General features: G+C 71.3%; 19 protein-coding genes. 9 read left to right on the plus strand and 10 right to left on the minus strand.

Annotated features, from left to right (window positions below):
• A partial coding sequence (locus IE226_RS37830; protein ID WP_190086050.1) for a hypothetical protein occupies positions 1–2,956 on the plus strand: 2,956 nt, incomplete at its 5' end.
• Positions 2,957–2,974: 18 nt separating this feature from the next.
• Here IE226_RS37830 and IE226_RS37835 read toward each other — a convergent pair.
• From IE226_RS37835 to IE226_RS37845, 3 genes are read right to left on the minus strand one after another with little or no spacing between them, the layout of a single operon-like run.
• Positions 2,975–5,038 (minus strand): glycoside hydrolase, encoded by a 2,064-nt coding sequence (locus tag IE226_RS37835; protein WP_229871799.1) that lies wholly within the window; start codon positions 5,036–5,038, stop codon positions 2,975–2,977.
• 34 nt (positions 5,039–5,072) lie between these two features.
• The gene (locus IE226_RS37840) at positions 5,073–6,359 is read right to left on the minus strand and encodes an FAD-dependent monooxygenase (protein WP_190086051.1); all 1,287 of its coding nucleotides are present in this window, start codon (positions 6,357–6,359) and stop codon (positions 5,073–5,075) included.
• The gene (locus IE226_RS37845) at positions 6,356–7,756 is read right to left on the minus strand and encodes an MFS transporter (RefSeq protein WP_190086052.1); all 1,401 of its coding nucleotides are present in this window, start codon (positions 7,754–7,756) and stop codon (positions 6,356–6,358) included. Before IE226_RS37845 ends, IE226_RS37840 begins: the two co-directional genes overlap by 4 nt.
• Before the next feature lie 258 nt (positions 7,757–8,014).
• Between IE226_RS37845 and IE226_RS37850 the strand changes: the two genes are divergently transcribed.
• From IE226_RS37850 to IE226_RS37860, 3 genes are all read left to right on the plus strand, one after another.
• Positions 8,015–8,662, plus strand: coding sequence for a TetR/AcrR family transcriptional regulator (locus IE226_RS37850; RefSeq protein WP_190086053.1), 648 nt, complete (start codon positions 8,015–8,017; stop codon positions 8,660–8,662).
• Between the two features lie 168 nt (positions 8,663–8,830).
• Positions 8,831–9,199 carry a VOC family protein gene (locus IE226_RS37855; RefSeq protein ID WP_190086054.1) on the plus strand — a complete coding sequence of 123 codons (369 nt, stop codon included), beginning with the start codon at positions 8,831–8,833 and terminating at the stop codon, positions 9,197–9,199.
• A gap of 104 nt (positions 9,200–9,303) precedes the next feature.
• On the plus strand, positions 9,304–9,582 hold the full coding sequence (locus tag IE226_RS37860) for a hydrogenase subunit MbhD domain-containing protein (protein ID WP_190086055.1): 279 nt from the start codon (positions 9,304–9,306) through the stop codon (positions 9,580–9,582).
• Positions 9,583–9,855: 273 nt separating this feature from the next.
• On the opposite strand, the gene IE226_RS37865 is transcribed toward IE226_RS37860, so the two are convergent.
• Positions 9,856–10,389, minus strand: coding sequence for a M15 family metallopeptidase (locus IE226_RS37865; protein ID WP_308429586.1), 534 nt, complete (start codon positions 10,387–10,389; stop codon positions 9,856–9,858).
• A 255-nt stretch (positions 10,390–10,644) separates the two neighbouring features.
• On the opposite strand from IE226_RS37865, the gene IE226_RS37870 reads away from it, so the two are divergent.
• Positions 10,645–11,475, plus strand: a complete 831-nt coding sequence (locus tag IE226_RS37870) for a cyclase family protein (protein ID WP_190086056.1) — start codon at positions 10,645–10,647, stop codon at positions 11,473–11,475.
• Between the two features lie 2 nt (positions 11,476–11,477).
• Positions 11,478–13,157 carry a thiamine pyrophosphate-binding protein gene (locus IE226_RS37875; protein ID WP_190086057.1) on the plus strand — a complete coding sequence of 560 codons (1,680 nt, stop codon included), beginning with the start codon at positions 11,478–11,480 and terminating at the stop codon, positions 13,155–13,157.
• Positions 13,158–13,162: 5 nt separating this feature from the next.
• Here the strand turns inward: IE226_RS37875 and IE226_RS37880 are convergent, their stop codons facing one another.
• Positions 13,163–14,203 (minus strand): YncE family protein, encoded by a 1,041-nt coding sequence (locus IE226_RS37880; RefSeq protein WP_190086058.1) that lies wholly within the window; start codon positions 14,201–14,203, stop codon positions 13,163–13,165.
• A gap of 142 nt (positions 14,204–14,345) precedes the next feature.
• Here IE226_RS37880 and IE226_RS37885 point away from each other — a divergent pair, with 142 nt between their 5' ends.
• Positions 14,346–14,942 carry a TetR/AcrR family transcriptional regulator gene (locus IE226_RS37885; protein ID WP_373307101.1) on the plus strand — a complete coding sequence of 199 codons (597 nt, stop codon included), beginning with the start codon at positions 14,346–14,348 and terminating at the stop codon, positions 14,940–14,942.
• Positions 14,943–14,993: 51 nt separating this feature from the next.
• On the opposite strand, the gene IE226_RS37890 is transcribed toward IE226_RS37885, so the two are convergent.
• Both IE226_RS37890 and IE226_RS37895 read right to left on the minus strand, forming a co-directional pair.
• Positions 14,994–16,037 (minus strand): SMP-30/gluconolactonase/LRE family protein, encoded by a 1,044-nt coding sequence (locus tag IE226_RS37890; RefSeq protein WP_190086059.1) that lies wholly within the window; start codon positions 16,035–16,037, stop codon positions 14,994–14,996.
• A 151-nt stretch (positions 16,038–16,188) separates the two neighbouring features.
• Positions 16,189–17,250: an SDR family NAD(P)-dependent oxidoreductase gene (locus IE226_RS37895; protein ID WP_190086060.1), complete on the minus strand. Its 1,062-nt coding sequence runs from the start codon at positions 17,248–17,250 to the stop codon at positions 16,189–16,191.
• A 174-nt stretch (positions 17,251–17,424) separates the two neighbouring features.
• Between IE226_RS37895 and IE226_RS37900 the strand changes: the two genes are divergently transcribed.
• Entirely contained in the window at positions 17,425–19,221 is a 1,797-nt protein-coding gene (locus IE226_RS37900) for a flavin-containing monooxygenase (RefSeq protein ID WP_190086061.1), read from the plus strand.
• A 15-nt stretch (positions 19,222–19,236) separates the two neighbouring features.
• Here IE226_RS37900 and IE226_RS37905 read toward each other — a convergent pair whose 3' ends face one another.
• Positions 19,237–21,615 carry a SpoIIE family protein phosphatase gene (locus IE226_RS37905; protein WP_190086062.1) on the minus strand — a complete coding sequence of 793 codons (2,379 nt, stop codon included), beginning with the start codon at positions 21,613–21,615 and terminating at the stop codon, positions 19,237–19,239.
• Between the two features lie 221 nt (positions 21,616–21,836).
• Between IE226_RS37905 and IE226_RS37910 the strand changes: the two genes are divergently transcribed.
• Complete coding sequence (locus IE226_RS37910; protein WP_190086063.1) at positions 21,837–22,322, plus strand: hypothetical protein; 486 nt, start codon at positions 21,837–21,839, stop codon at positions 22,320–22,322.
• A 17-nt stretch (positions 22,323–22,339) separates the two neighbouring features.
• Here the strand turns inward: IE226_RS37910 and IE226_RS37915 are convergent, their stop codons facing one another.
• Positions 22,340–25,039, minus strand: coding sequence for a fumarate reductase/succinate dehydrogenase flavoprotein subunit (locus IE226_RS37915; protein WP_190086064.1), 2,700 nt, complete (start codon positions 25,037–25,039; stop codon positions 22,340–22,342).
• A 26-nt stretch (positions 25,040–25,065) separates the two neighbouring features.
• The gene (locus IE226_RS37920) at positions 25,066–25,866 is read right to left on the minus strand and encodes an ABC transporter ATP-binding protein (RefSeq protein ID WP_190086065.1); all 801 of its coding nucleotides are present in this window, start codon (positions 25,864–25,866) and stop codon (positions 25,066–25,068) included.
• Position 25,867: the final 1 nt, after the last annotated feature.

Raw genomic sequence — 25,867 nt, forward strand, 5'->3', positions numbered from 1 at the left:
CACCATCCGGCACGGCATCTACCGTGACATCGTCCTGGAGATGGCCCGGGTGCTTGCCCAGCATGCGCGGGTGGGGGTGGCGGGCGCCAAGCCCAAGGACGTCACCGATCTGATCGACACCTATCTGATGGACCTGGCGTCGATCGCGGTGACCAATGACCACCGGGCGAGGGCGATCACGGATCCCAGCTACACGGCCAGGTCCTACAACGCCTACAAGGCGCAACTGGCACAGCAGCTCGCTCCGGACAGTCCTCTGCACGCCCTGCTGCCCGCCGACAAGGGCAGATTCGGTGTCCTTGGCGACTTCGCCACCCTGGCCACCAGCGTCGGAACCAACAACCGCGGCGACAGCATCCGACAACCGGCGGCCCTCGGCCAGACCGGCACCGACCCCGGCACCAACACCGGAGGCAACGCCGGCACCAACACCGGAGGCAACCCGGGCGAGGCACGCCCCAGGCTGCCTCAGACCAACACCGACAGCACGGCGAGAGCCGACACCCCGGCCCTCTTCAAGCTGGGGAACTTCGAGTTCACCAACCTGAATCAGACGGACCGGTACATCGACAAGGCGGTCCGCATCATCGAGCTGCTCGACGAGCACAGCACCATCAACAGCTACGTCGGCGGCCGCCCTGTCCGGATCACCCTGCACCTGCGCACGACCGAGACCCCGGCCGACGTGCGCGACCTGGGTGACGACGGTGTGCAGATCAATCTGGCCAGCTACTACTTCGAGAAGTACGACACCGGTTACGTGATGGGAATGCTGGCCCACGAGATCGGCCTGCACCCTCTGGCGTCCCGCAACACGGACATCGCCGAGCAGGAGCAGGCTTACCAAGGCATGCCGCTGCCCGTGCCGGGACTGACTGACCTGGCGACCCCGCGCACCATGAACACCGAGGAAGCGGGTCAGGCCGACCACATCATGGCCGCCTACCCCCGCACCATCCGGTACGGCATCTACCGCGACATCGTCATAGAGATGGCCACGGTGCTCGCGCGGCGCGCTCGCGTCGGCGTGGCGGGAGCCAAGTCCCAGGACGTCACCGACCTCTTCGACACCTATCTGATGGATCTCGCCTCCATCGCCGTCACCAGCGACTACCGGGTGAATGCCGTCAAGGAGCCCAATTACACGGCGCGGGTCTACAACGCCTACAAGGAGATGCTCCACGACCAGTTGGCGGAAAGCCCTGCGCTTCGGGACCTTCTGCCGTCGAACAAGAGCCTGTTCGGCGTCGCACGGTCCTTCACCCAACTCGCCACCAGCATCGCGACCAACAACCGCGGCGACAGCATCCAGCCACCCGCCGCCCCGGAATCAGTGGCCGACACCGGCGAGGCACGCCCCCGGCTCCCGTGGACCGCGCCGTCCGCTACCCCGCCGACCAGCGGGCCGCGTGACAGCCGCCCCCGATTCGTGCTGCGTTCGGGCTTCGACGTCCGACGGTTCTCGTACCGGGGCGAGCCGGTCACCGACCTCACCGTTCGTGTCGCGCTGCGCGGCACGAACGACCAGGTCACCCATGTCTTCGATCAACTCCGCTCAGGGGTCGAGGAGTTCCTGAACGACCCGGAGTACCGCCTGTTCAACGGCGACCGGCTGCACGTGACCGTCGAGTACGTCGACACCGCCGATGCCCCGCACCTGACCGTGAACCTGGTGGACCGCGACGAGGCGATGGATCAGATCACCTGGTGGGCCGATGCCGCCCCGGTGCAGTTGGTGCATGAGCTCACCCACCAGCTGGGCCTGCGGGACGAGTACCGGGACACCGACTCCCCGCAGCGCCCCCACATCCTCGGCAGCCTCCTCGGCGACCTCAACGAGGCTCCCGAGGCCCCGTCCCTCGCCCCTTCCGGCCTGCGCGACCGGCACCTGGCCCTCCTCGGAGCGCTCATCGGCGACGTAACCCCGGCGCCCCAGCAGAACCACGACCAGCTCGACCAGAGCTGGGCCGCAGCCCGGAAGGGCGCCGCCGGGGAACCCCGTGAGTCCATCTGGGTCGACCCGGTCTCTTTGCCCCGGACCGCCGACGGCACGGCAGACACCGAGGTCCCGGCCCTGGCTCCCCAGGACGCGGACGCGGCACCCGCCTCACCGGAGGAACCGGTCCTTCGTGCCTTCAGGATGGGGAATTATGAGTTCACCAACTTGAATCAGACGGACAGGTACGTCGAGAAGGCGATGCGGATCGTCGAGCTGTTGGACGAGCACGGCACCATCAAGGACTTTGTCGGCGGCCGTCCGGTGCGGATCACGCTGCGCCTGCGCACGACGGAGGCCCCCGCCGATGTGCATGACCGGGGTGACGCGGGTGTCGAGATCAATCTCGCCAGCTATTACTTCGAGAAGTACGACATCGGTTACGTGATGGGCATGCTGGCCCATGAGATCGGCCTGCACCCGCTGGCCTCCGCGAACACCAAGATTCCCGAGGAGGAAGACCTGTATGCGGGGATGCCGTTGCGAGTCCCGGGCCTGGAGACGCTGAAGACGCCCCGCTTCATGAACACCGTGGGCGCGGGACAGGCGGACCATGTCATGGCTGCCTTCCCGGCCACCATCCGGCATGGCATCTATCGCGACATCGTGGTGGAGATGGCCCAAGTACTGGCGCAACACGCGCGGGTGGGCGTGGCCGGTGCCAAGCCCAAGGACGTCACCGACCTCATCGACACCTACCTGATGGACCTCGCCACCATCGCGGTCACCAATGACCACCGGGCGCGGGCCGTCACCGACCCCAGCTACACGGCCAGGTCCTACAACGCCTACAAGGCCCAACTCGCCGAGTACCTCGCCCCGGACAGCCCTCTCCACGCCCTGCTGCCCGCCGACAAGGGGGCGGGCGGCGTCCTGCGTAACTTCACCGGCCTGGCCACCAGCGTCGGAACCAACAACCGCGGCGACAGCATCCGGCAGGACGTCGCCGGCACGGGGTGAGCCGGGCGCATAGGACCGTCAGGACAGCAGTTTCGCTGGGCAGAGGCGCTGGGGCTTCGCCTCGGTTTTGAGCTTGGCGGTCACGCAGCCGCCCGGCAGTGAACCGTATCGCTTCGCACCGAAGTTGGCCGTCACGGTCAGTTTGCCGTCGCCGAATTCCGAGCGCTGTACCGTCCCGTCACCGGTGAGCCGCTGGTAACCCGTCATCCGCTCAGTGCCGACGGCCTTGTGCAGCGGGGCGAAGTAGCGCTGGAGCGCCGCCATCTCCTTGCCCGTGGACGTCAGGTTTTCGTCCCCGAGCGTGAAGTTGAGCGGGGTGTTGTAGAGGGCGGACATCAACGCCCGGTCGGTCTTCTGGTCCGGGAGTTTGTTGTACGGCATCTCCCAGCGGTCGGTGTTGATGACGGAGCCGTGCAGGGCGGTTTCGTACAAGGGGAGGCGGCAGCGCGGGTCGTACATGGCCTTCGCGAGTGCGGGCGGCAGCTTGACCTGCTTGAAGAAGAACGCCGGCTCGCCCTGCGGTGCGTAGCCGCCCCACTTCTCCTTGTCGTTCTCCAGCTTCCACAGACCGTCCGCGACCGGTGTCTGTCCGCCGTGGTTGAAGGTGAGCACGGGGGCGGCCCAGGCGCCGGCGGACTCGGAGCCGAGGACGAATTTGTCCTCGGACGCGAGCTTCCGCATGCGCTCCAGACGATTGGCGCGGTCCTGCTTCTTGTTCATGCGGTGGCCCTTGCCGCTGTCGGAGAACAGCTCACCCGCCGCGTCGACATCCAGGAAGTAGCTGTCGGCGCCGTTGGCCGTCATTTTCCCGGCCCGGTCGGCCAGGTAGTGCTTGCCGCGCTCGGCCTGCTTGAACGCCTGGGAGCTGACATAGCAGCCCCGGCCGCCGAAGCCTTCCTTGATCTCACCCTTCCAGTTCCGTATGCAGAAGTCGGGGTAGACCGAGCCGGGCCATTTCGAGGAGGGGTTGTCGGCGCTCTCGGCGGGCTGGCCGTTGGCGTAGGAGTCGTACGGGCCGACCAGGTAGCCGTGTCGTTTCGCGGCCTGTACGGCCTGCTTGTCCATCGGCTGGTCGTCGGCGTCGTAGCCGAGCCAGAGCCTGGAGACGCCGAGCTTGCGCAACTCGTTCACGCCCTTCGCCGTACGGGCGTCGCCCCACGCGTAGGCGTGCATGGCCCCGAGCATTCGTGTGATCTCGGGGTTCTCCTTGATCTTCTGCTTCAAGGAGCTCAGCATGCCGTGTTCATCGAGGTAGGCGCGGTAGTCGGTCGCGGAGGAGACCGGGGAGGGGCCCGTGAGGGAGAAGTGCACCGTGTAGTCGCGGGTCTGTTCCCGCCGCGAGAACTCATGCCGCGCCGTGGAGCTGATCCGGCCGCCCTTGGAGGCGAAACCCAGTGACGTACCGACTTCCTCCGGCACGATGTAGCTGACGCCGTGCTTGCCCCGCGTGTACCCCCAGGCGGGCAGGGTGAGGCCGCCCGACAGCTCGGCCTCGGAGTCCTTCAGCCCGGCCGCGGCGGAGTTCCAGAAGGTGTCACTGACCGGGACGCGCAGTCCCTCGCCGCGCGGTATCTGCAACGCTCCGCCGGCGTCGGGCGCGGTACTGGGCCAGGACAGCTTCTGGTCGGCATCCGAGTGCACCGTCATGCGCAGCCGCCCGCGATCACTGACCGCCGTGACGGTGAGCTTCCTGGCCGGGTACGACCAGCGGGCCGTGCGGCCGTCCACGGTCACCTTGCCCGGCTTGCCGAGCTGCTGCCCGGCCGCCGCCCCTGACACCGGGAGCGAGGCCCCGTCGTCGGTGCGCGCCGTGACGCCCAGCGACCCGGTGTCCACGCGCGCGACGCCGCCGTGCACGGTGAAGTCGACCGTGCTGCCGTGCACTTGGGGTGGCCCGGTCCGCGTGCCGCCGTCGGCCGACGGCTCGGCCATGGCCAGGTACCCGGCCGAGGCCGTGGTGACGGTCAGCACGACAGCCGCGGCGATGCCGTACGTACGGACGCGGCGCCGGCGGGTCGCGCCCGCGACGTCACTGTGCCGTGCCTCGTAGGTCTGAGTCCTCTTGCTCTCCACATGCTTCACGGGGGAGAGCATCGGGGCCGGGCGTAAGAAGTTCTTAAGAGCCAGGGAACTCGGGCAGCGTGAGGGCGGAATGTGCGGGTCGTCCCGACGCGGAAGATGCGGCGGTCGCGGGGGAGGGGGCGGACTCGGCGCTGAGCCTTCGCAGCATGGCATTGCGCTGCTCCAGGGCCCGCGCGGTGGTCGGGAAGAGCGCGGCATCACCCTTGCCGACCAGATCCTGGTTCGCGGTCACGAAGCCACGCGTGCTGTGTTCGTACGCGGCGAAACCCGCTCCGTGATCCCGGCCGGCCAGCGAACCGGCGAGCATGTACGCGCCGACGAGCGCGAGGCTGGAGCCCTGCCCGGTGAGGAACGAGGGCGCGTACGCCGCGTCGCCCACCAGCGCGACCCTGCCGCTCGACCAGCGGGGCATACGGATCTGGCTGACCGCGTCGAAGAACAGGTCGTCCGCGTCGTGCAGGGCGGCAAGCATGCCGGGGACCTCCCAGCCCGCGTCGGCGAAGGCATCGGTGACAAGGTCCCGTTGAGCCTGCGGATCACGGAACGCTTCGTAGGGCGGCCCGGGCTGGGCGAAGTTGAGGAAGGCGTGCACGTCGTCGCCCCCCACGGCGTAGAGGGCCGCGGCCCTGCCCGGGGTGTTCCACATCATGAGCTCGTCAAAGAGCCCGAAGGTGTTGCGCATGGTGAATCCGGCGAAGCAGTAGCCGAGGTAGCGGTGGAACTGCTCTTCGGGGCCGAACAGGAACTCGCGGGTGCGGGAGTGCACGCCGTCCGCGCCGATGACCATGTCGAACGTACGGCTGCCGCCCCCGCGGAAGGTGACGTCGACGCCGTGGCCGGACGACTGGTCGAGGGTGTCGATGGAGTCGTCGAACATGAACTCCACGTCGTCGCGGACCGCCGCGTAAAGGGCGTCGGTCAGGTCCCCGCGCCGTACCTCGATGTCGTGCCCCGCGACTCCGCCGGTGACGGTGTGCGGATCGATCGAGGCGATCTCGTCGCCGTCCGCTCCGAGGAAGGTCAGCCGGCGCAAATCGATGTGCGCTTCCCGTAGTTGAGGCAGGATGCCCATCCGCCGGACGACCTCAAGCGCGGTGCCGCGTACGTCGATGGGGTAGCCGCCGCCGCGAAGTGCGCTCGCCTTCTCGACCACCGTGACCGCGAATCCGTGCCGGGCGAGCCAGTATGCGAGGGCGGGCCCCGCGATGCTTGCCCCGGATATCAGGACCTTGCGTCTCGGCGTCGTAGTGACGTCCCTCGGCGTCGTAGTGACATCCGTCGGCGTCGCAGTGACGTCCCTCGGCAGAACGGTGCGGGTCATTCTTTGACTCCTTTGCTCATGGTGCGGACGACAAGCAGGGCCAGTGCCGTGACGACGCTGGCCATGACGAAGCCGGTGACAAAGGCCGATTCGGCCGGGACATCCGACCCGGCGGGGGTCGCGGCGGTGAGGATCGCGCCACTGGCCTGGGAACCCACGGCGAAGCCGAGCACGCGCGTCACCAGGACCAGGCTGGTGGCGATGCCGGTGTCGCTCTCTTCGACGGATGTGGCGGTCCTTGTGACCATCGCGGTGACGCACAGGCCGTTGGCGAGGGCTATCAGCATCTTGCCGACGACGAGGTGCCAGACCTCGGTGTGCACGGTTGCCAGGGAGGTCAGGCCGGTGACCATGATGACGATCCCGGCGGTGACCACGGCACGCGAGCCGAAACGCCGCGCCCCGATCCCGCCGATGGGGCCGGCCAGCGACGCGGCGACGGCGCCCGGCAGCAGGAAGAAGCCGATCTCGGTGGCGCCGGCCCCGAATCCGTACGCGTCGGCGGGCACCGCGAACAGCTGCGGAACGAGATAGACCGGCACCGAGGTGCCGACGCAGATCACGAACGTCAGCACACACGACTTCCACACCGCGGGCCGCGCCAGCATGCGCAGATCGACCATGGGTGAGGCCGCCCGACGCTCGACGGCGGTCCACCCGGTCACGAAGGCGGCGAGGACCACGACGAGGGCGCCGAGCACGAGGGGTTGCCGCGGGGCGAGGTCGGGCGCGAGGGCGAGGACGAGCATGAGCGTGACCAGCGTCCCGCTCAGGAGGACAAGGCCGGCCCAGTCGATTCCGGCGTCGTCCGACCGGCCCGGCGGATCGTGCGGCATCAGCCTGTTCACCAGGATGGTCGCCCCGATGACCGCGATCGTCGGCAGCGCGAACATCCAGTGCCGGGACAGACCCTCGGCCACGGGGCCGGCCGACAGCGTTCCCGCCATCCCGCCCCCGACGAACAGCCCGCTGACCGCCCCGATGGCCACCTTCGAATCGCCCGCGGGGAGGTGTTTGCGCACCAGGATGAACGACAGGGGCAGCGCGCCGACCATCGCCCCCTGCAGTACTTGACCGAGTAGCAGCACCGGCAGGCTCGGGGCCAGGGCGGACACCAGACCGCCGGTCGCGACCACCGCCATCAGCCGGATCAGGACCCGTTTTCCGCCGTAGCGGTCGCCGAACTTGCCGGCGACCGGGGTGATGAGCGCGCCGGTGATGAGGAGCACGATGCTCAGTAACGCCCCTTCGGACGGGCTCATGTCCAACTCGCGTTGCAGGAGCGGGAGCGTCGGCGTCACCACCGACTCCAGGGCGCCGGTGGCCAGTGCCAGCAAGCCGAGGGCCCAGACGGCGCCCCTTCCGATGCGGACCGGTGGAGCCAGAGTTGCGGTCATGGACGTCCTTCCGTCGTGCCCCGGCGAGTGGGCCGGGCGAGTGGGCGTGGCGAGTGGGCCGGGGTCGGTCGGTCGTAGGCATAGGGGCCCGTCAGTCCGCGGTCGGCGCGGGGTGGAGCAGGGGCGGAGCAGGTGCCGTGCAGGTGCCGTGCAGGTCCGGATTCGGCGCGGAGCAGGTGCACGAGCGCCGCGTCGTCCGCCGGGCCAGTATTACACTACACCGTGCAGTGTAGGTCGATGCGTGGCTAAGATGAGCCCATGCCGACGACGAAGACGCCGACCACGAAGACACTGCGCGCGGGATCCGCACAGAAGCGGGCCGCGATCCTCGCGGCGGCCCGTGAACTGTTCCTCGCCGACGGCTTCGACCGGACCAGCGTCGACGCGGTCGCCGCCCGCGCCGAGGTGTCCAAGCGGACGGTCTACGACTACTTCGGCGACAAGCAGACGCTGCTGCAAGCGGTCGTCGACGCCGTCGGCGAATCGATGATCACGACGATCCGGCGCACCCTCGACGACACCCTGACCGGCCTCGCCGATGACGCCGACCTGGAGGATGCTCTGGTCACGTTCTCGATGCGCATCGCCACCGACATGCTCGGCTCGGCGGAGTACGCGACGCTGCAACGACTGGTCCGGGCGGAATCCGGCAACCTGCCGCACCGGGGCTACAACTCCATGGCCGATACGCCCGACGAGGCCATCGCCGAGCGCTTCGCCGCCTTCGCCGACGCCGGTCTGCTGCACGCCCCCGACCCCCGCCTCGCGGCCGACCAGTTCATCGCGCTGACCTTCGGCGTCGCGCTGGACAGGCTCGGTTCGGCGAATGCCGCGGAGGACAGCCGCGTCCGGCCGCTCGTCGTCGAGGGAGTGCGGACCTTCCTCCGCGCGTACCGGACCGCGTAGGGGCCCGCGGGCCGACGCGTCGTTCCCGTAACGCCGGAGGGCGGCGAAGCGGCTTTGTCGCGTGGCCGCGGAATCTGTGGCGGCGCCTCCGTGTGCGAGCCCGGCGCCGGGGTACTCCGGAGCCGCGAGAGAACGTGTCGCAGACGTGCCGTGCCCTAGGAGAACACCATGCCCGTAGCCACCTACTGTCTCGTCGCCGTGGACTGCCCTGACCCCGCTGCCCTGGCGGGTTTCTACGCCGCGCTCCTCGGGGGCGACCTCAAGCAGGACAGCGACGACTGGTACGACCTGTACGCGCCGGGCGGTCACCGCATCGCCTTCCAGCGGGCGGAGGACCAGCAGCCGCCCCAGTGGCCGCGCGGGGACAACTCCCAGCAGCTGCACCTCGACTTCGAAGTCACGGACATGGCGGCGGCCGAGTCGCTGGCGCTCTCGCTCGGTGCCGTGCCGCTCGACCTCGACGACCAGGACGGACAGCGCGGGTTCCGGGTCTACGCCGACCCGGCGGGCCATCCGTTCTGTCTGTGCCGCGCCTGACGGGCAGCCAGTCCTGCGAAGTCGGGTCGGGCAGGCGTGGTGGATGAAGCGGACGCGGCGCGATGAGCGGCGCGGACATACAGCAGAGTCAGAGGTGAAGCGTCTTGGGCAGTGATCCGATCATCTCGCTGTGCCTGGTGCTGTTCGCCGCGTCGGTGACCGTGGCGGTCGCGGTGCGCGAACCGGCCCGGCAGGCGCTGGTACTCGCGGTCCTGGGTCTTGCCCTCGCCGCGCTCTTCACGGTCCTCCAGGTGCCGGACGCGGTGCCGTCCCAGCTGGCCATCGGCTCCGTCGTCACGCCGCTGATGATCCTGCTGTCCGTACGCAGGGGCAGACGTCGCGCGCACCCGGCCAACGGCGACGGTGGCAGCGCCGAGCGGTGAACATTCGGCCCCTTCGGCCTGTTAGAGAACCCCGAAGCGGGGCACTGAAGGAGGGTTGCCCGGCGAGGCAGGCGCAACGATGTCACGGATCGGAAGAGGGGAAACCACATCATGCGGACCATCAGGCGGATGCGGCGCGTGCTGTACGGGGCCGTGACCCGGCCGAGGACGTTCAGTCGCCGGGTGTGAGCCGGTGTGAGTCGGTGTGAGCCGAGCGGCCGCCGCACGGTGCGGTCGGGTCCCGCACGGTGCGGCCAGGTCCCGCGTGATGCCTCAATGCCGCATCCTCGGGTCCTCGGTGGCGTCGGCGTACATGCGCGGGCAGTGGTGGCCGATCGCGGTGGTGCGCAGTTCGTAGTGCCAGGGCTCGTTCTCGTAGATCTGGCACAGCCCGTACGCGGAGCCGTGCTCGGACAGCCACTCCGTCGCGTCGGACGGCCCGGCGTCGACCGCGTCCCCCGACACGTGCGGTGAAGTCGCCGCGGTGGCCACCCACCGGGCGGCCTCCTCCTCGGATCCGTACTCGGAGACCGCCTCGCGAAGAAGCTGATTCTGGTACGCCGGGGAACGCCAGCCGCTGTTGACGTGGAACTCGACTCCGTCGTCCGCGGCAGCCGTCGCGGCCTTGCGCAGGGCCTTGCGTAAATCCGGATCGAGCTTGGTGACGGCGGGCTTCGCGTCGTCGAAGACCGTCACGCCGTCGGGGACGATGCCGTCGGCCTCGCCCAGTGCGCCACGGTGATCACGTCGGAAAGCGCTGGAGGCCGAGGCGGCCGAGGAAGACGCGGAGGAGGACGAGGATTTCACCGCCAGATAGCCGAGGACCGAGAGATCGTGGCGAAGACGACGATCAGGCCGAAGGCAGCCAGAAGTCGGCGCGTCCGGCGGGAAGTTGTGGGTGCTGCTTGCAGTATTCGAGTCATGCCGCCAGTCAAGGCAGCACGGTGTTGTCGGTACGTATGCGGTTTTTGCTACACCGGCGATATGCGCCGGGTGACGGCCCCGCCGGGTGAGGCCGCCGGGGCGCTTGTGCGGGGTTGCCCGCGCCTTCAGGATGCAGGCATGCCTGAGTCAACGTCAGCATCCGCAGCAGCGTCCGGGCCTTCGTCACCCTCCGTTCTCGCCGCCCTGGTGGCGGGGTTGCGTGGTGGCGGGATCGAAGTCGTCGACCTCACCGCGCCGTTGTCGGCCGCCACGCCGGTGCTCGAACTGCCGCCGGAGTTCGGGCAGACCAAGGTGTTCGAGCTGGAGGAGATCAGCCGGTACGACGACCGGGGGCCCGCCTGGTACTGGAACAACATCCGTACCGGCGAACACACCGGCACCCACTTCGACGCCCCCAATCACTGGATCACCGGCAAGGACCTCGCCGACGTCGCCTCGGTGCCCGCCGGTCAACTGGTGGCGCCCGCAGCGGTGTTGGACGTCACCGACGAGGCCGCCAAGGACCCCGACTTCCTGATCGAGGTCGAGCACGTACAGGCCTGGCAGAACCGGTACGGGGTGCTGCCCGACGGTGGCTGGCTCCTGGTGCGGACCGGATGGGACAGCAGGTCGTACGCGCAGGAGCCGTTCCTCAACGCCGACGAGAACGGCCCGCACACGCCCGGCCTGTCCGCCGCCTGCGCCCGCTGGGTGGCCGAGGAGACGCCCGTCATCGGGCTCGGCGTGGAGACGGTGGGCACCGACGCGGGCCGGGCGCACACCTTCGACCCCGTGTTCCCCTGCCACTCGTACCTCATGGGCAGCGGGAAGTACGGACTGACGCAGCTGCAGAACCTGGCGGAACTCCCGCCGACCGGAGCCGTCGTGATCGCGGGGCCGCTGCCCATCGTCACCGGCTCCGGGGCGCCGGCGCGGGTCCTCGCGCTCGTCGAGCGGGCGGGGCGGTAGCCGTGCAGGTCGCCGAAGCGGTCGGGCGGGCCCTGGTCGCGGCCGGGGCCGGCCAGGTCTTCGGCGTGGTGGGCTCGGGGAACTTCCACGCCACCAACGCGATGGTCGATGCGGGCGCGCGGTTCGTCGCGGCCCGCCACGAGGGCGGTGCCGCCACCATGGCCGACGCGTACGCCCGGATCAGCGGGGCCGTGACGGTGGTCAGCGTGCATCAGGGGTGCGGGCTCACCAATGCCCTCACCGGTATCGGCGAGGCGGCCAAGAGCCGTACGCCGCTCGTCGTGCTCGCGGCGGAGGCGACCGAACACCGCTCCAACTTCCATGTGGATCAAAGGGCGTTGGCGGAGGCGGTCGGTGCCCGGAGCCATCGCGTGACGTCGGCGGCCGAGGCCGTCGCCGAGGCCTCGGCCGCCGTGCACCGTGCCGCCCGCGAGCGCCGCACGGTGGTGCTCAATCTGCCGCTCGACATACAGGCGCTGGACGTTCCCGACGCGGAACGAGCCCTGGCCGCCGTCGTACCGCCGACCCCGCGCTCCGCCGCCGAACCCGCCGACGAGGACATCGCGGCCCTCGTCGAGATCCTCGCGCACGCCGAGCGCCCGGTGTTCGTCGCCGGACGCGGCGCGCGCGGCCCCGGCTGCCGCCAGGCCCTGGAGGCGCTCGCCGAGCGTTGCGGTGCGCTGCTGGCGACGTCGGCGGTGGCCCGCGGCCTCTTCAGGGGCAACCTTTGGTCGCTCGACGTGGCGGGCGGGTTCTCCTCGCCGCTCGCCGCCGAGCTGATCCGGGGCGCCGACGTGATCGTGGCCCAGGGCTGTTCGCTGACCATGTGGACGACGCGGCACGGAGCGCTCATCGGTCCGGAAACGACCCTGGTCCAGGTGGACGACGACCCCGCGGCGATCGGCGCGCACCGCCCCGTCCACCTCGGCATCACCGGCGACGTGCGCCTGACGGCGGAGAAGACACACATCGCACTGCGCGACGACGGCGCTCCCGTTCACCGGCCCTTCGACCACCGGCCCCTCGGCTACCGCACCCCGGAGACCGCCGACGCCCTCGCCGCACGACTGAGCTGGCGCGACATCCCGTACGAGGACACCGGCACCCGGGACCGCATCGACCCGCGCACGCTCAGCATCGCCCTCGACGACATCCTGCCCGCCCAACGCGTCATCGGCGTCGACTCGGGCAACTTCATGGGCTATCCGACGATGTACCTGTCCGTGCCCGACGAACAGGGCCTGTGCTTCACACAGGCGTTCCAGTCCATCGGTCTCGGCCTCGCCACCACGATCGGCGCGGCCCTGGCGCGCCCGGACCGGCTCGCGGTGGCCGCGCTCGGCGACGGCGGAGCGCTGATGAGCGCCGTCGAACTCGACACGGTGCGCCGTCTCGGACTGCCCATGGTGATCGTCGTGTACAACGACGACGCCTACGGAGCGGAGGTCCATCACTTCGGCCCGGACGGCTTCCCGCTCGGCACGGTCGAGTTCCCGCCCACCGACATTGCGGCCGTGGCCCGCGGTTACGGCTTCGAGGCGGTGACCGTACGCACCCGGGCCGACCTGAAGCCCGTACGGGACTGGGTGGCGGGGCCGCGGACGGCACCGCTGCTCGTCGACGCCAAGGTCGTGCGGGAGCGGGGATCGTGGTGGCTTGAGGAGGCGTTCCGCGGCCACTGAGCGAGCTACTGCCGCGCCAACAACACGGCGGAGTCCGGCTCCCGCCGGGTGCCGAAGCCGTCGATGACGTCGAAGCGGTTCAGGTCGACGACGGCGATCTGGTCGGTGCTCAGCAGGGACACGTACGCCAGGGGTTTGGCGGGGTGCAGCGTCACCGCGGACGGGGTGCCGGGCAGGTGAAGGGTGCGGAGCCGCCGTAGATCGGTGCTCCATGTGGTGAGGGTGTTGGCGACGATGTCCGTCACCAGCAGCCGTTCGTCGTCGAGCGTGTAGACCCGCAGCGGGTCTCCGCCCGTCTTCGCGGTCCGGCGCACCTTCATGGTGCGGGCGTCGACGGCGACCAGTGAGGAGCTCTTGCGGGCGCCGACGAACAGTGTCTTCTCGTCCCGGCTCAGGCAACTGCTCTCGGGCAGTTGGCCGGGCGTGACCAGGACGGGTGCCACGGAGGCGTCGTGGGGGCGTACGAGACTCACCGTGTGGGACAACAGGCCGGTGACATACGCACGTTCGCCGTCGCGGCTGAGCGTGAACAGATGAGTCTTCACCCCGTGGGTGGGCACCGCCCTGGTGGGTGCCTGGTCGGTGGAGGGATCGTCGAAGCCGAGCAGTACGGCCTTCTCCTCGCTCAAGGCGTACAGCCGGTCGTGGCGGTCGATGCCCATGCCGTGGATGCGGTTGAAGGGCCGGGTGTCGATGGTCCGGGCCAGGGACCGTTCGGCCAGGTCGACGACGAAGACGGCGGAGCCGCCCTCGCCGACGGTGGAGGCCATGCGCACTCCGTAGTGCCCGACGTAAGCGAACCGTCCGCGCGAGTCGACGACCATCTCATGCGGGTAGTCGGGCAGGCTGACCGTCTTCAGGCGCCGGCCCGTCGCCGCGTCGAAGAAGCCCAGCGAGTGGCTGCTCTTCTCCACCACCACCAGGACGTCGCCCTGCGCCGCCCGCGAAGCACCGGCGGCACCGGCGGCACCGACGGCCGGTGTGGCTAACCCGGTCGCCAATGTCCCGGCCCCCACCGCCTTGATCACTGTCCGACGCGTCGCCACAGCCCCCACCCCGTTCCTGTTCTTCTGACGGCCTGCCCTTCGTGACGAGCTTGCTCGATGCGTGGCTGTTGCGTCCAGGTTGTTCAGGCGGGGCGGATGAGGAGGATGCGTGGGCGTTTCGTGGTCGTACTACCCTTTGGGCGTGATCAACCCCACCGAGCCCGAGGGGCCGCAGGACGCGGGCCGGCCGGCCAACCAGGGGCGGCGGGTCGCGGCCCGTAACCGAGCCGCCCTCATCGCCGCCGCCCGCGAGGTCTTCGCCGAACAGGGCCTCGACGCCCCGCTGTCGGCCGTCGCCCGCCGCGCGGGGGTGGGACAGGGCAGCCTCTACCGGCACTTCGCCGACCGCGTCGCGCTGGCCACCGCCGTCCTCGACGAGAACGTCCAGCACGTCGAACAGGCCGCCGCCGAGCCCGGCGCCGACCTCGCGAGCGTCCTGGGCGTGATCACCTGGCAGATCACCCGGTCGACGGCGTTCGTCGACCTGCTGCGCATACGGGGTGACGACGAGCACGCCCGGGCGCTGGCCGGGCGTGTCCACACCGTCCTGTCCCGGTGCCTGCCCGCAGAGCACCGCCTGTCCGCCGACGACGTCATGCTCGCCGTCGCGATGGTCTCCGGCGCCGTCGCAGGCCCCACCCCGCAGGAGCGCGAACGCCGCGCCCTGGCCGCCTGGAGCCTGCTCGGCGTCGAGGTGGGGCCGCTGCGGCCCGTCGGGACGGCCGCCGAGGACGCGTGATCCCCGGCGGCGGGCCGCCGCGGGCCGCCGGGCCGCAGCGGTCCGCTGCCGTCAGCCGCCGTTGGACTGTCGTATGCCGTCGGCGAGCGCGGTGAAGCCGTAGATGTAGCCGCCGTCGGGGCCGCTGACGGTCATGTACGCCTTCCTGCCGCCCGGCGAGATCGCGACGTTGGTCGCCGACTCCAGGCCCTTGGCGGCCTTGGCCGGAATCTCGACGGTGGCCAGGCGTTCTCCGTCCGGGCTGTAGACGGCCATGGCCGGCCGGCCGTGCAGGGCCTGGTAGAGGTTGCCGTCGGCGTCCACGGCGATGGAGTCGGTCTGGGCCACGCCGGCGTTGACATGTATGGCCTCGTGCTGGGAGGCCACGGCGGTCTTGTCGGCGTCGAGCAGCAGGTAGGAGACGGTGTTCTCGGCGAGCTCGCTGATCCACAGGCCTCGCGTCGCGGGGTCGAACATCACTCCGTTGGGGTGGGCGAGTTCGTCCGCGAGGACGGTCGTCTTCTCGCCGTCGCGGTCGATGCGCACGATGCGTCCCTCGGCCTCGCCCGGCTTCATGCCGTGCAGATCGCTCACGTAGAGGTTGCCCTCGTCGTCGAAGGCGATGTCGTCGGGATTCATGGCGGAGCCGTCCACCTCGCCGGAGAAGAACGTGCGCGGGTCCGACCCGTCCGGCTCGATGCTGACGACCGGGCCCGTGTAGTCGGTCAGGTAGAGGCGGCCGTCGTACGGACTGAGCTGCGCGGAGGTGTAGGCGCCGGTCTTGTCGGTGTAGATGCCCTTGTGTTTGCCGGTGGCCGGGTCGACGGAAAGGACCTTGGGCGCGCCCGCGGGCGCGGTGACGTCCACGACGTACAGGTCGCCGTTCTCGTCGAGGACCGGACCCTCCAGCAGGGTCCTGTCGGTGGCCTCGTGCGGGTCGGTCACGTGCGCGACCCGGCTGGCCCGGATGGTCCGGCCCTCGCCGGACGACTCGGGGTGCGCGGCCGGGGAGGCGGTGGTCTGGGTGCCGCAGCCGGTCAGGGCCAGCAGACCGAGGGCGGCGACACCCGTCAGGGCGGCGCGGGGGTGGGGGAGGAGTGTGCGGTACGAGGGCATGCGGGGGAGGTGCTCCTTCCGGGGAGAGGGGGGAGAGGGGGCAGAGGGAGGAGATGCGGGGGGATGTGGGGAGACGCGAAAACTCCGGGGGCCGGGCCCGGGTGTCGTCAGGCCGCCGGTCAGCAGCTGTCAGGTCGCCGGCCAGTAACCGTCAGGCCGCCGACCAGCCGCCGTCAGAAGGCAGGACGGCGCCGTTGATGTTCACCGAGTCCCTGCTGAGCAGGAACGTGATCGAGGCGGCCAGCTCCTCCGCCATGGCCAGGCTCGGTATCGCCACGCGCATCTTCGCGGTGCGGGCCGAGCCGTACGGGGCGGCGGCGGGCACCGGGATGCCGGTGGCCACCGCACCCGGGGCGACGGCGTTGATCTGCACGCCGGTGCCCGCGTACTGGTAGGCCGACGACAACGTCAGGCCGACCAGGGCGTGCTTGGAGGTGGTGTAGGCGGCGCCCGCGGCGGATCCGCGCAGGGCCGCCTCGGAGACGACGTTGACGATCCGGCCGCCGCCCGCGGCGAGCATGCCGGGCACGGCGGCGCGCATCAGCCGCATCGGTCCCTCGACGTTGATGCGCATGACGCGGTCCCAGGTCGTGTCGTCGACCTCGTGCACGGCCGCGTCGTCGTCCATCACGCCCGCGACGTTCGCCAGGGCGTGCACGCGGCCGTCCGCGGCGGCAAGCACCGCCTCGGCGGACGCGGGGTCGGTGATGTCCGCGGTGACGGGTACGACCGCCTCTCCGAGATCGGCGGCCAGCGCCGCCAGCCCGTCGGCGGAGACGTCGACGGCGACCACCCGGCCGCCCTCGCGCGCGATGCGGGACGCGACGGCTTTGCCGATGCCGGAAGCGGCGCCCGTCACGACGACGGTCTGACCGCCGAAACGGCCGGGCGTGACCTGCTCGGTCCACGGTTCGGGGGCACCGATCTCGATGCCGGAGTCGGGTTCGACTGACGCGGCGGCCTTGGCCGGGGGCGCGGTCGGCAGGCCTTCGGGGAGCTGTCCGGTCTCGGCGGCGGTGACCAGCACGTCCACGAGCTCGGGCGGGAACTTCCCGCCGGACATCTTCACCAGCTGCTCGAGCGGCAGCCCGAGGGCGGGGGCGAGGGCCTCCTCGCTCTGGCCCTGTGCGGCCAGCATGCCGCGCAGGACCTGCCCGGCGGTGGGCTCCGCCAGCCAGTCGCGCAGCGGGGAGGCGGGGGTGACGTTCGACATCGCGGGCCTTTCGGGTCGGGGCGCTGGGGAGGGCCGTGGGCGAACGACCCCCCAACCGGACAACAGTGTCCGGTTGCTGGGTTACGGTACCTGGGACCGCGCGGGACGCCCCGGCGAGGGCGGTGATCACGCCTGCGCGCAGCCGGACGCACCCCCACGAGAGGACGCCTCACCATGCCTCTGCCGCACTGCTCCAACCCCCCGACGCCGCAGGAGACCGACGCCCTGCGCGAGCGCTACCGCCGGGAGCGGGAACGCCGCGTACGCCCCGAGGGCACGGGCCAGTACCGCGCCACGGCGGCGGAGTTCGGCTACTTCGCCGCGGACCCGTACGCCGGTGAGGTGGCGGAGCGCGAGCCGCTGCGCGACGTGGTGGACGTCGCGGTCGTCGGCGGCGGGTTCGGCGGGATCCTGGCGGGCGCGCGGCTGCGCCGGGAGGGCGTGGCGAAGGTGCGGATCATCGACAAGGGCGGTGATTTCGGCGGCACTTGGTACTGGAACCGCTACCCGGGCATCCACTGCGACATCGAGTCGCACGTCTACCTGCCGCTGCTCGACGAGACCGGATACGTGCCCGAGTGGAAGTACGCCCCCGGCGAGGAGATCCGCCGGCACGCGGTGCGCATCGCCGAACAGTTCGGTCTGTACGAGCACGCCCTGTTCTCCACCGCCGTCACGTCCCTGGACTGGGACGAGGCGGCCCGGCAGTGGACGGTCACGACCGACCGGGGCGACGCGTTCCGGGCGACCTACGTCGTCACCGCCACCGGCACGCTCTCGGAGCCCAAGCTGCCCGGCATCCCCGGCATCGAGGACTACCGGGGCCACACCTTCCACACCTCACGCTGGGACTACGCGTACACCGGCGGCAGCCCCGACGGCGGCCTGACGGGCCTGGCGGGAAAGCGGGTCGGCGTCGTCGGCACCGGCGCCACCGGCGTGCAGGTCATTCCGATGCTGGCCGAGGACGCCGGGCACCTGTACGTCTTCCAGCGCACCCCCTCCGCCGTGGACGTGCGCGGCCAGCGGCGCATGACGCCGGCGGAGGTCGGCGCGGACCGGGCCGGCTGGGCCGCCGAACGCCGTGAGAACTTCCTGCGGATCTGCTCCGGGGAACACGCCGAGCAGGACCTGGTCGCGGACCGGTGGACCGCGTCGGCGGCCCTCCTGGAGAAGCTCCTGCCCAGCTTCCGCCGCCACGGAGAGCCTGAGTTCGAGGTCGCCTACGAGGCCGCCGACCACGCCACGATGAACGAGATCCGGGCACGCGTGGCCGCCGAAGTCACCGACGCCGCCACCGCCGAGGCCCTCAAGCCCTGGTACCGCTACGCGTGCAAGCGCCCCACCTTCTCCGACAAGTACCTGCCCGCCTTCAACCGCGACAACGTCACCCTCGTCGACACGGCCGACACCCACGGCATCGAGCGGATGACCGAGCGCGGAGTCGTCGTGGACGGCGTGGAGTACGAGGTCGACTGCCTGGTGTTCGCCACCGGGTTCTCCGTGGGCGTCTCCGGCATCACGTCAGGGCAGCTTCCGGTGACCGGCCGGGGCGGCGTCCAACTCCTGAACTCCTGGGCCGAGCGGGGCCCGCGCACCCTGCACGGGTTCACCAGCCGGGGCTTTCCGAACCTGATCCGGATGGGCTCGCTGCAAAATGCCAGCAGCGTGAACTACACGCACATCCTGGACGAGCAGGCCGTGCACGCCGCCGCCCTGGTCGCCGCCGCGCGGGAGAAGGGCGCCCTCGTGGAACCCACCCCCGAGGCCGAGGACGCCTGGGTCGGCGTCTGCGCGCAGGACGCCCCCGACCACGCCTGGTTCCACGCCGAGTGCACTCCCGGTTACTACAACGCCGAGGGGCGGGGCCGGCCGAACGGCCCGACGGCCTATCCGCACGGCGCTGTCGCCTTCCATGAACTGCTGCGCCGCTGGCGCGCGGAGAACATGGGCGAGGCACTTCAGGCGTAGCGGCAGGAGGCCGTCTCAGTCCGTCGAGGGGAAGGCCTGTTCGGTCCAGATCGTCTTGCCGGAGGGGGTGTAGCGCGTACCCCACCGCTGGACGAGCTGCGCGACGATGAACAGGCCGCGCCCGCCCTCGTCCTCCTCGCCGCTGTGGCGCAGGTGCGGTGAGGTGTGGCCCGTGTCGGCGACCTCGCACAGCAGGGTGCGGTCACGGATGAGGCGTACGTGGACCGGGCCAGCGGCATACCTGACCGCGTTGGTGACCAGCTCGCTGACGACGAGTTCGGTGGCGAAGGACAGCTCTTCGAGGCCCCAGTCGTGCAGCTGCTCGGTGGCCAGATCACGGGCGCGGCCCGCGGCGAGCGGCTCCGCGGGCAGCTCCCACTCGGTGACCCGTGAACTGCCCAGCTCGCGGGTACGCACGAGCAGCAGCGCGGTGTCGTCGGCCGTCGAGCCGCCCGGCAGGAGTTCCGCCACGGCCCGGTCGCACAGCTCTTCGAGCGATGCGTGCCGGTCGCCGAGCACCTGGCCGAGGGTCTCCATGCCGCGCTCGATGTCGCGGTCGCGCGCCTCGACCAGACCGTCGGTGAAGAGGGCGAGGAGGCTGCCCACCGGCAGTTCGAGCTCCGTCGACTCGAAGGGCAGGCCGCCGAGGCCCAGCGGCGGGCCCGCGGGCAGGTCCGGGAAGGACACCCGGCCCTCGGGGTCGACGACCGCCGGTGGCAGATGGCCGGCCCTGGCCATGACGCAGCGCCGCGTGACCGGGTCGTAGACCGCGTAGAGACAGGTCGCCCCGGTGGTCACGTCGGCGTAGTTGCCGTCGGGCGCTCCCAGCTCGCCGCGCTGCTCGTCCGCCGCCTGCGCCACCAGGTCGTCGAGGCGCGAGAGCAGCTCGACGGGGTCCATGTCCATCTGGGCGAAGGCACGCACGGTCGTCCGCAGCCGCCCCATGGTGGCCGCCGCCTGCAGGCCGTGGCCGACCACGTCGCCGACCACGAGTCCCACCCGGGTCCCGGACAGCGGGATGACGTCGAACCAGTCGCCGCCGACACCTGTCACGTCGTCCGTGGGGAGGTAGCGGTGGGCCACGTCGAGCGCCGACTGCTCCGGCACGTGCTGCGGCAGGAGCTGGCGCTGGAGGGCCAGGGACGCGGTGCGTTCACGGGTGAAGCGGCGGGCGTTGTCGATGGACACGGCAGTCCGGGCGACCAACTCGTCGGCCAGTGCCACTTCGCCGCTGTCGAAGCTGGCCGAAGCGGCGTCGCGGACGAAGGTGACCAGACCGAGCGTGCTCTTGCCGGCCCGCAGCGGCACCACCAGGACCTTGCCGTCCAGGACCGTTCGGCCGGAAGAGAGGCTGCGCTGCTGCGGTGAGCCGGGCGGGTACTCCACGTCCTCGGGGGAGTCGTCCGCGGTCGCGCGGCCGGCCTCCTCGGCCGGGCGGCGGGCGGCCCGTACGAGAGAGCCCGCCGCGGAGCCGCTGGTGGCCGGCACCCCGCCCGCGAGGACCACCCTCGCGAGGTCGACCGTCACCGCGGCGGCGAACTCCGGTACCGCCACCTCCGTGATCTTGTTGGCGGTGGCCAGTGCGTCGAGGACGTTCCCGATGCCGCGACCCGCCTCGACGAGCAGGGCGAGCCGCCGCTGCGCCCGGTAACGATCAGTGATGTCGTAGGCGTCCTCGCACACCCCGAAGACGTGTCCGTCGGCGTCCTGGAGCCGGTAGTAGGCGCAGGACCAGAGGTGGTCCGTCTCCGGGTCGCTGGGCGGCCGCCCCTGGAAGTGCAGGTCCAGAAAGGACTCCCCGGTGTCGAGGACGTGCCGCATGACGGCTTCGAGGGTCGGCGGATGCCCCTGGCTCACGAACTTGCCCTCGGAGTACAGCTCATCGGCCCGTAGCCCGCGGAACTCGGCGAAAGGCCGTCCGATCTCCCTCTCGTACGCCGCGTTGCACCAGGTCAGACGCAAATCGGTGTCGTAGATGGCCAGGCCCACGGGTGACTGCGTGGTCAGGCCGTGCAGCAGGGCGAGACGGGACTCCCACAGCCGCAGGTCCTTCAGCTCCGTCGCGACGAGAACGCGCTCCACCGTCCCCGCGCCCGGCAGCGGGCACACCGCGATGGCGACGTTCAGCTCGTGCCCGTCCCGGTGCCGGGCGACGCGGATCTGGTTGCTCCGCAGCTCGGCGGGGACGGGGAGATCGGAGGGCGCCGGTCCTGGCGTCAGGAACGTGGCCACGGGCCGGCCGATGATCTCCTGCGGCCGGTAGCCGAGGAGCCGCTCCGCGGCAGGGCTCCAGCCGACGACCGTGTCCCGTACGTCGACGACCGCCGTGGCCGCCCTGGTGACGTCGAGGGGGCTACGAAAGTCAGTTCTTTGCTCCGCGTTCCATGCCGTCATGGCGCCACACCAGCCCCGTTCATTCCCTACAGAATCCGCCGCCCACGGAGCGGGCACAACCGCGGTACACCCACCCGCGCGCACGGAGCGTGCCACTGGGCCAGTCGGACCAAGCGGCGTCGACCGGTCGCACCCCGGACCACCCGGACCGGTGGCCCGGCCGCGACGGTCCCGGTTTCCGCCCGGTGATGGGGGAGAGTGGCCGCGTGCAACGCCGGATCGTGACCCTCGTAACCCTCGCCCTGCTGACCACCGCCGGGTGCACCTCCGTGACGCCGCCGGACCGGCTGCCGCCCCGCCAGCCGCCGGCGCCGGCGGGCGGCGGCCCCCCGTCGCTCTCCGGGCCCCGCACACCGCCTGCCGTGCAGCCCTCGGCGCGTGACGCGTTGGTGAAGAGCAGCACGCGGAAGCCGAAGCCGGCGAAGGCGCAGAGCCCCCGGTCGAAGACGCCGGCCCCCAAGAAGCCCGCCGCCGTCGACTACCGGCACCCGGCGCAGACCCCGCCACGTCCCCCCGTTCCCCCCGTCCGCCGCACACCGGCGCCGCCCCGGCCCGTGACCCAGCAGCCCCAGCGCCGCCCCGAACCGGTGACACCGCGTCCCGTGCGCCCGCGGCAGACGTACGACGGCAAGATCGTGTGCCGGATGGCGAACGGCGTGGCCGACCCCGCGACCGTGGCGCTGTGCCGGGAGCAACTGGGGCGATGAGCGGGGCCGCCGGTCGGTCAGGCGGGCGCCGCCGCTCGGGCCGCGTAGGCGCGCACGTCGGCGTCCGGGTCCAGGACCCCGGTGGCCAGTGCCGCGCGGGCCTCCTCGCTCGTCGCGTGTTCGAGGAGGGCGAGGACCGCGGCCTTGCGGACGTCTGCGTTGGGATCGCCGAGTGCCTTGGCCAGGGCGGGGACGGCGCGTGCGGGAGCAGCCGCGCCGAGTGCGGCCGCAGCGCCCGCGCGGACCTGCCAGGACGGGGCGGCCAGGGCGTCGAGCGCCGTCTCGTCGTACGGGGCGGGGCAGCCCGCGGTGGCCAGGGTGGTGAGCGCGGCGGCACGGACCAGGACGTCCGTGTCGTGGAGCAGGGGCGCGAGCGCCTCGGGGCTCTCGAGGCCGCGGGCCACCGTGACGCGGACCTCGCGGGCCGGGTCGGCGCCCGCGCGGGCGATGGCGTCGAGGGCGCCGACCGAGACCAGGGCGCGGACCGAGGCGATACGGACCTCGATGGCCGGGTCGGAGAGCGCGCGGGCGTAGGCGGCCTCCCCGCCGAGGCGCAGGGCCCGCAGGACGTCGAGGGCGGTCGCCCGGATCAGTGCGTCTTCGTGGGCGAGGGCGGTATGCAGGCCACGGGACAAGTCCCTGTCCGGGGGCAGGACTTCGACCAGTTCGAGAAGCGAGGCGGCAGCGGCGGCGCGCACGCCGGGGTCCGGGTCCGCGAGGGTCTCGGCGAGTGCCGGGCCCGTGCCCGCGGGAACTGTTTCGGTGAGCGTGGCCACGGCCGCCCGGCGCACCGCGGGGTCCGGGTCGCTCAAGAAGGGCCGCAGTAGCGGGAGTTCGGGCTCGTCGTCGGCGAGGGAGAGCAGTTCCAGGATGCGCGGGGAGTGGGAGGCGGCGGAGGCGCCGCGTGGAGTGTCTGCGCCCGCGCGGGCGCCGGAACCGACCGGGGCGAGGTCGCGCTCCCCGGCGGTGGCCACGTTCTGCGGGTGCACCTCGCCCAGATGACGTGCGGCGCCGCCGACCGGTGTGAACTCCTCGACCGGGACCAGGTAGGGCTCCACGGGCCGCGCCGTGAACTCCATCGCTCCCGAGGGCGACTTGCGCAGGTCCAGATGGTGCAGCCAGCCGTCGTCGTCACGCTGCGGGTGATCCGTGCGCTCGTGGTAGAGCCCCCACCGGGACTCCGTGCGGGCAAGGGACGAGCGGGCCGCCATCTCGGCGCAGTCCCGGATGAAGCTCACCTCGGCGCAGCGCATCAGCTCGTGCGGGGTCTTGGCGCCCATCCCGTCGATCTCGCCGCGCATCCGCTCGAAGTGGTCGACGGCCAGCGAGAGCCGGGCACCCGACTTGGGCGGGGCCACGTAGTCGTTCACGAAGCGGCGCAGTTTGTACTCCACCTGCGGTTGCGGAGGGCCGTCGGGATGGCGCAGCGGGCGGTAGACCAGATCGTGCGCCTCGCGCACCTGCGCGGCGGGCAACTCGCCCTCGTACGCACTGAACCGGGAGGCGTCCGCGCCCGCCAGATCACCGAAGACGAAGGCGCCGATCATGTAGTTGTGCGGGACGCAGGCCAGGTCCCCGGCGGCGTAGAGACCGGGCACGGTGGTCCGCGCGTGCTCGTCCACGCGGACACCCGACGCCGAGTGGCCGCCGCACAGGCCGATCTCGGAGATGTGCATCTCGACGTCGTGGGTGCGGTAGTCGTGGCCGCGGTTGGCGTGGAAGGTGCCTCGTGTCGGCCGCTCGGTGGAGTGCAGGATGCCCTCCAGGGCGCTGATGGACTCCTCCGGCAGGTGGCTGAGCTTGAGATACACCGGCCCGCGGTCGGAATCGAGTTCGGCGGCGAACTCCGACATCATCTGGCCCGACCAGTAGTCGGAGTCGACGAAGCGCTCGCCGTGCCGGTTGACCTGGTAGCCGCCGAACGGGTTGGCGACGTAGGCGCAGGCGGGGCCGTTGTAGTCCTTCATCAGCGGGTTGATCTGGAAGCACTCGATGCCGGTGAGCTCGGCGCCTGCGTGGTAGGCCATCGCGTAGCCGTCGCCCGCGTTGGTGGGGTTCTCGTAGGTGCCGTAGAGGTAACCGCTCGCGGGCAGGCCGAGCCGGCCGCACGCTCCCGTCGCCAGGATCACCGCGCCCGCGCGTACGGTCACGAACTCTCCCGTACGCGTGTTGAATCCGACCGCGCCCACGGCCCTGCCCTCCGCCGTCAGCACCCGCACCGGCATCACGCGGTTCTCGATGCGGATGCGCTCGCGCATCTCGCGGCGGCGCAACTGCCGGTAGAGGACCTTCTTGACGTCCTTGCCCTCGGGCATGGGCAGGACGTACGAGCCGGAGCGGTGCACCTGGCGCACCGCGTACTCGCCGTGCTCGTCCTTCTCGAACTTCACGCCGTACGACTCCAGGCGCCGCACCATCGAGAAGCCGCGGGTGGCGGTCTGGCGGACCGTGGACTGATCGACGATGCCGTCGTTGGCGCGGGTGATCTCGGCGACGTAGTCGTCGGGTTCGGCGCGGCCGGGGATCACGGCGTTGTTGACGCCGTCCATGCCCATGGCGAGCGCACCGGAGTGGCGGACGTGCGCCTTCTCCAGGAGCAGGACGTCCCGGCCCTGCTCGGCCGCGGTGAGCGCCGCCATCGTGCCGGCCGTACCGCCGCCGATGACGAGGACGTCGCAGGAGAGCTCGATGGCGTCGGTGACTGCGGGGATCTGCATGGAAGTGGCCTCTCAGGTGCCGAGGTTCAGGTGCCGAGGGACGTCAGGACGGTGCGGCGCAGCTCGACGGTGGCGGGGTCGTCGTGGGCCGTACGGTCGCGGGGGCGCGGCACGTCGAGTACGTGGGGGACACGGCCGGTGCCCGTACCGAGGAGGGCGACGCGATCGCCGAGGAAGAGCGCCTCGTCCACGTCATGGGTGACGAAGACGACGGTCGCGCCCGTGCCGCGGAGGACCTCGGCGAGGAGCTGCTGCATCCCGGCTCTGGTCTGCGCGTCGAGCGCGCCGAACGGTTCGTCCATGAGGACGGCCCGCGGTTCGCCCGCCAGCGCGCGGGCGAGCTGGACCCGCTGCCGCTGCCCGCCCGATACGCGGTGCGGCAGCCTGGCGCCGTGTCCGTCGAGGCCGACCCGCTCCAGCCAGCCCTCGGCCCTGGCGCGACGCTCCCTGCGCCCCACCCCCTTGATGGCCAGGGGCAGTTCGACGTTGGCCCGCAGGGTGCGCCAGGGCAGCAGCGCGTCGTCCTGGAAGATCAGTGCCCGCTCGGCGTCCGGCCCGGTGATGGGGATGCCGTCCCGGTCGACCTCCCCGGCGAGCGGCGGCAGCAGTCCGGCGAGGGTACGCAGGAGGGTGGACTTCCCGCACCCGGAAGGGCCGACGACGGTGAGGATCTCGCCGGGGGCGATGTCCAGTGCGAGCCCTTCGAGTACGGGGGTGCCCTGCCGTCCGATCGACGCGTCGCGCAGCGTGAGCCGGGTGCCGCGGGGCGGGGCGAGGACGGGGGCGGGGGCGGTGGAGGCGGTGGTGGTCTCGGGGGGAGTGGTCATG

Source organism: Streptomyces longisporoflavus, assembly GCF_014649775.1.
Classification (GTDB): Bacteria; Actinomycetota; Actinomycetes; order Streptomycetales; family Streptomycetaceae; genus Streptomyces; species Streptomyces longisporoflavus.

Excerpts from the sequence above, each read along its gene's own strand:
- IE226_RS37905 (WP_190086062.1), bottom strand. The coding sequence starts at position 21,615 with ATGACGGCATGGAACGCGGAGCAAAGAACTGACTTTCGTAGCCCCCTC.
- IE226_RS37920 (WP_190086065.1), bottom strand. The coding sequence starts at position 25,866 with ATGACCACTCCCCCCGAGACCACCACCGCCTCCACCGCCCCCGCCCCC.
- IE226_RS37915 (WP_190086064.1), bottom strand. The coding sequence starts at position 25,039 with ATGCAGATCCCCGCAGTCACCGACGCCATCGAGCTCTCCTGCGACGTC.
- IE226_RS37890 (WP_190086059.1), bottom strand. The coding sequence starts at position 16,037 with ATGCCCTCGTACCGCACACTCCTCCCCCACCCCCGCGCCGCCCTGACG.
- IE226_RS37850 (WP_190086053.1), top strand. The coding sequence starts at position 8,015 with ATGCCGACGACGAAGACGCCGACCACGAAGACACTGCGCGCGGGATCC.
- IE226_RS37900 (WP_190086061.1), top strand. The coding sequence starts at position 17,425 with ATGCCTCTGCCGCACTGCTCCAACCCCCCGACGCCGCAGGAGACCGAC.
- IE226_RS37895 (WP_190086060.1), bottom strand. The coding sequence starts at position 17,250 with ATGTCGAACGTCACCCCCGCCTCCCCGCTGCGCGACTGGCTGGCGGAG.
- IE226_RS37840 (WP_190086051.1), bottom strand. The coding sequence starts at position 6,359 with ATGACCCGCACCGTTCTGCCGAGGGACGTCACTGCGACGCCGACGGAT.
- IE226_RS37845 (WP_190086052.1), bottom strand. The coding sequence starts at position 7,756 with ATGACCGCAACTCTGGCTCCACCGGTCCGCATCGGAAGGGGCGCCGTC.
- IE226_RS37870 (WP_190086056.1), top strand. The coding sequence starts at position 10,645 with ATGCCTGAGTCAACGTCAGCATCCGCAGCAGCGTCCGGGCCTTCGTCA.
- IE226_RS37855 (WP_190086054.1), top strand. The coding sequence starts at position 8,831 with ATGCCCGTAGCCACCTACTGTCTCGTCGCCGTGGACTGCCCTGACCCC.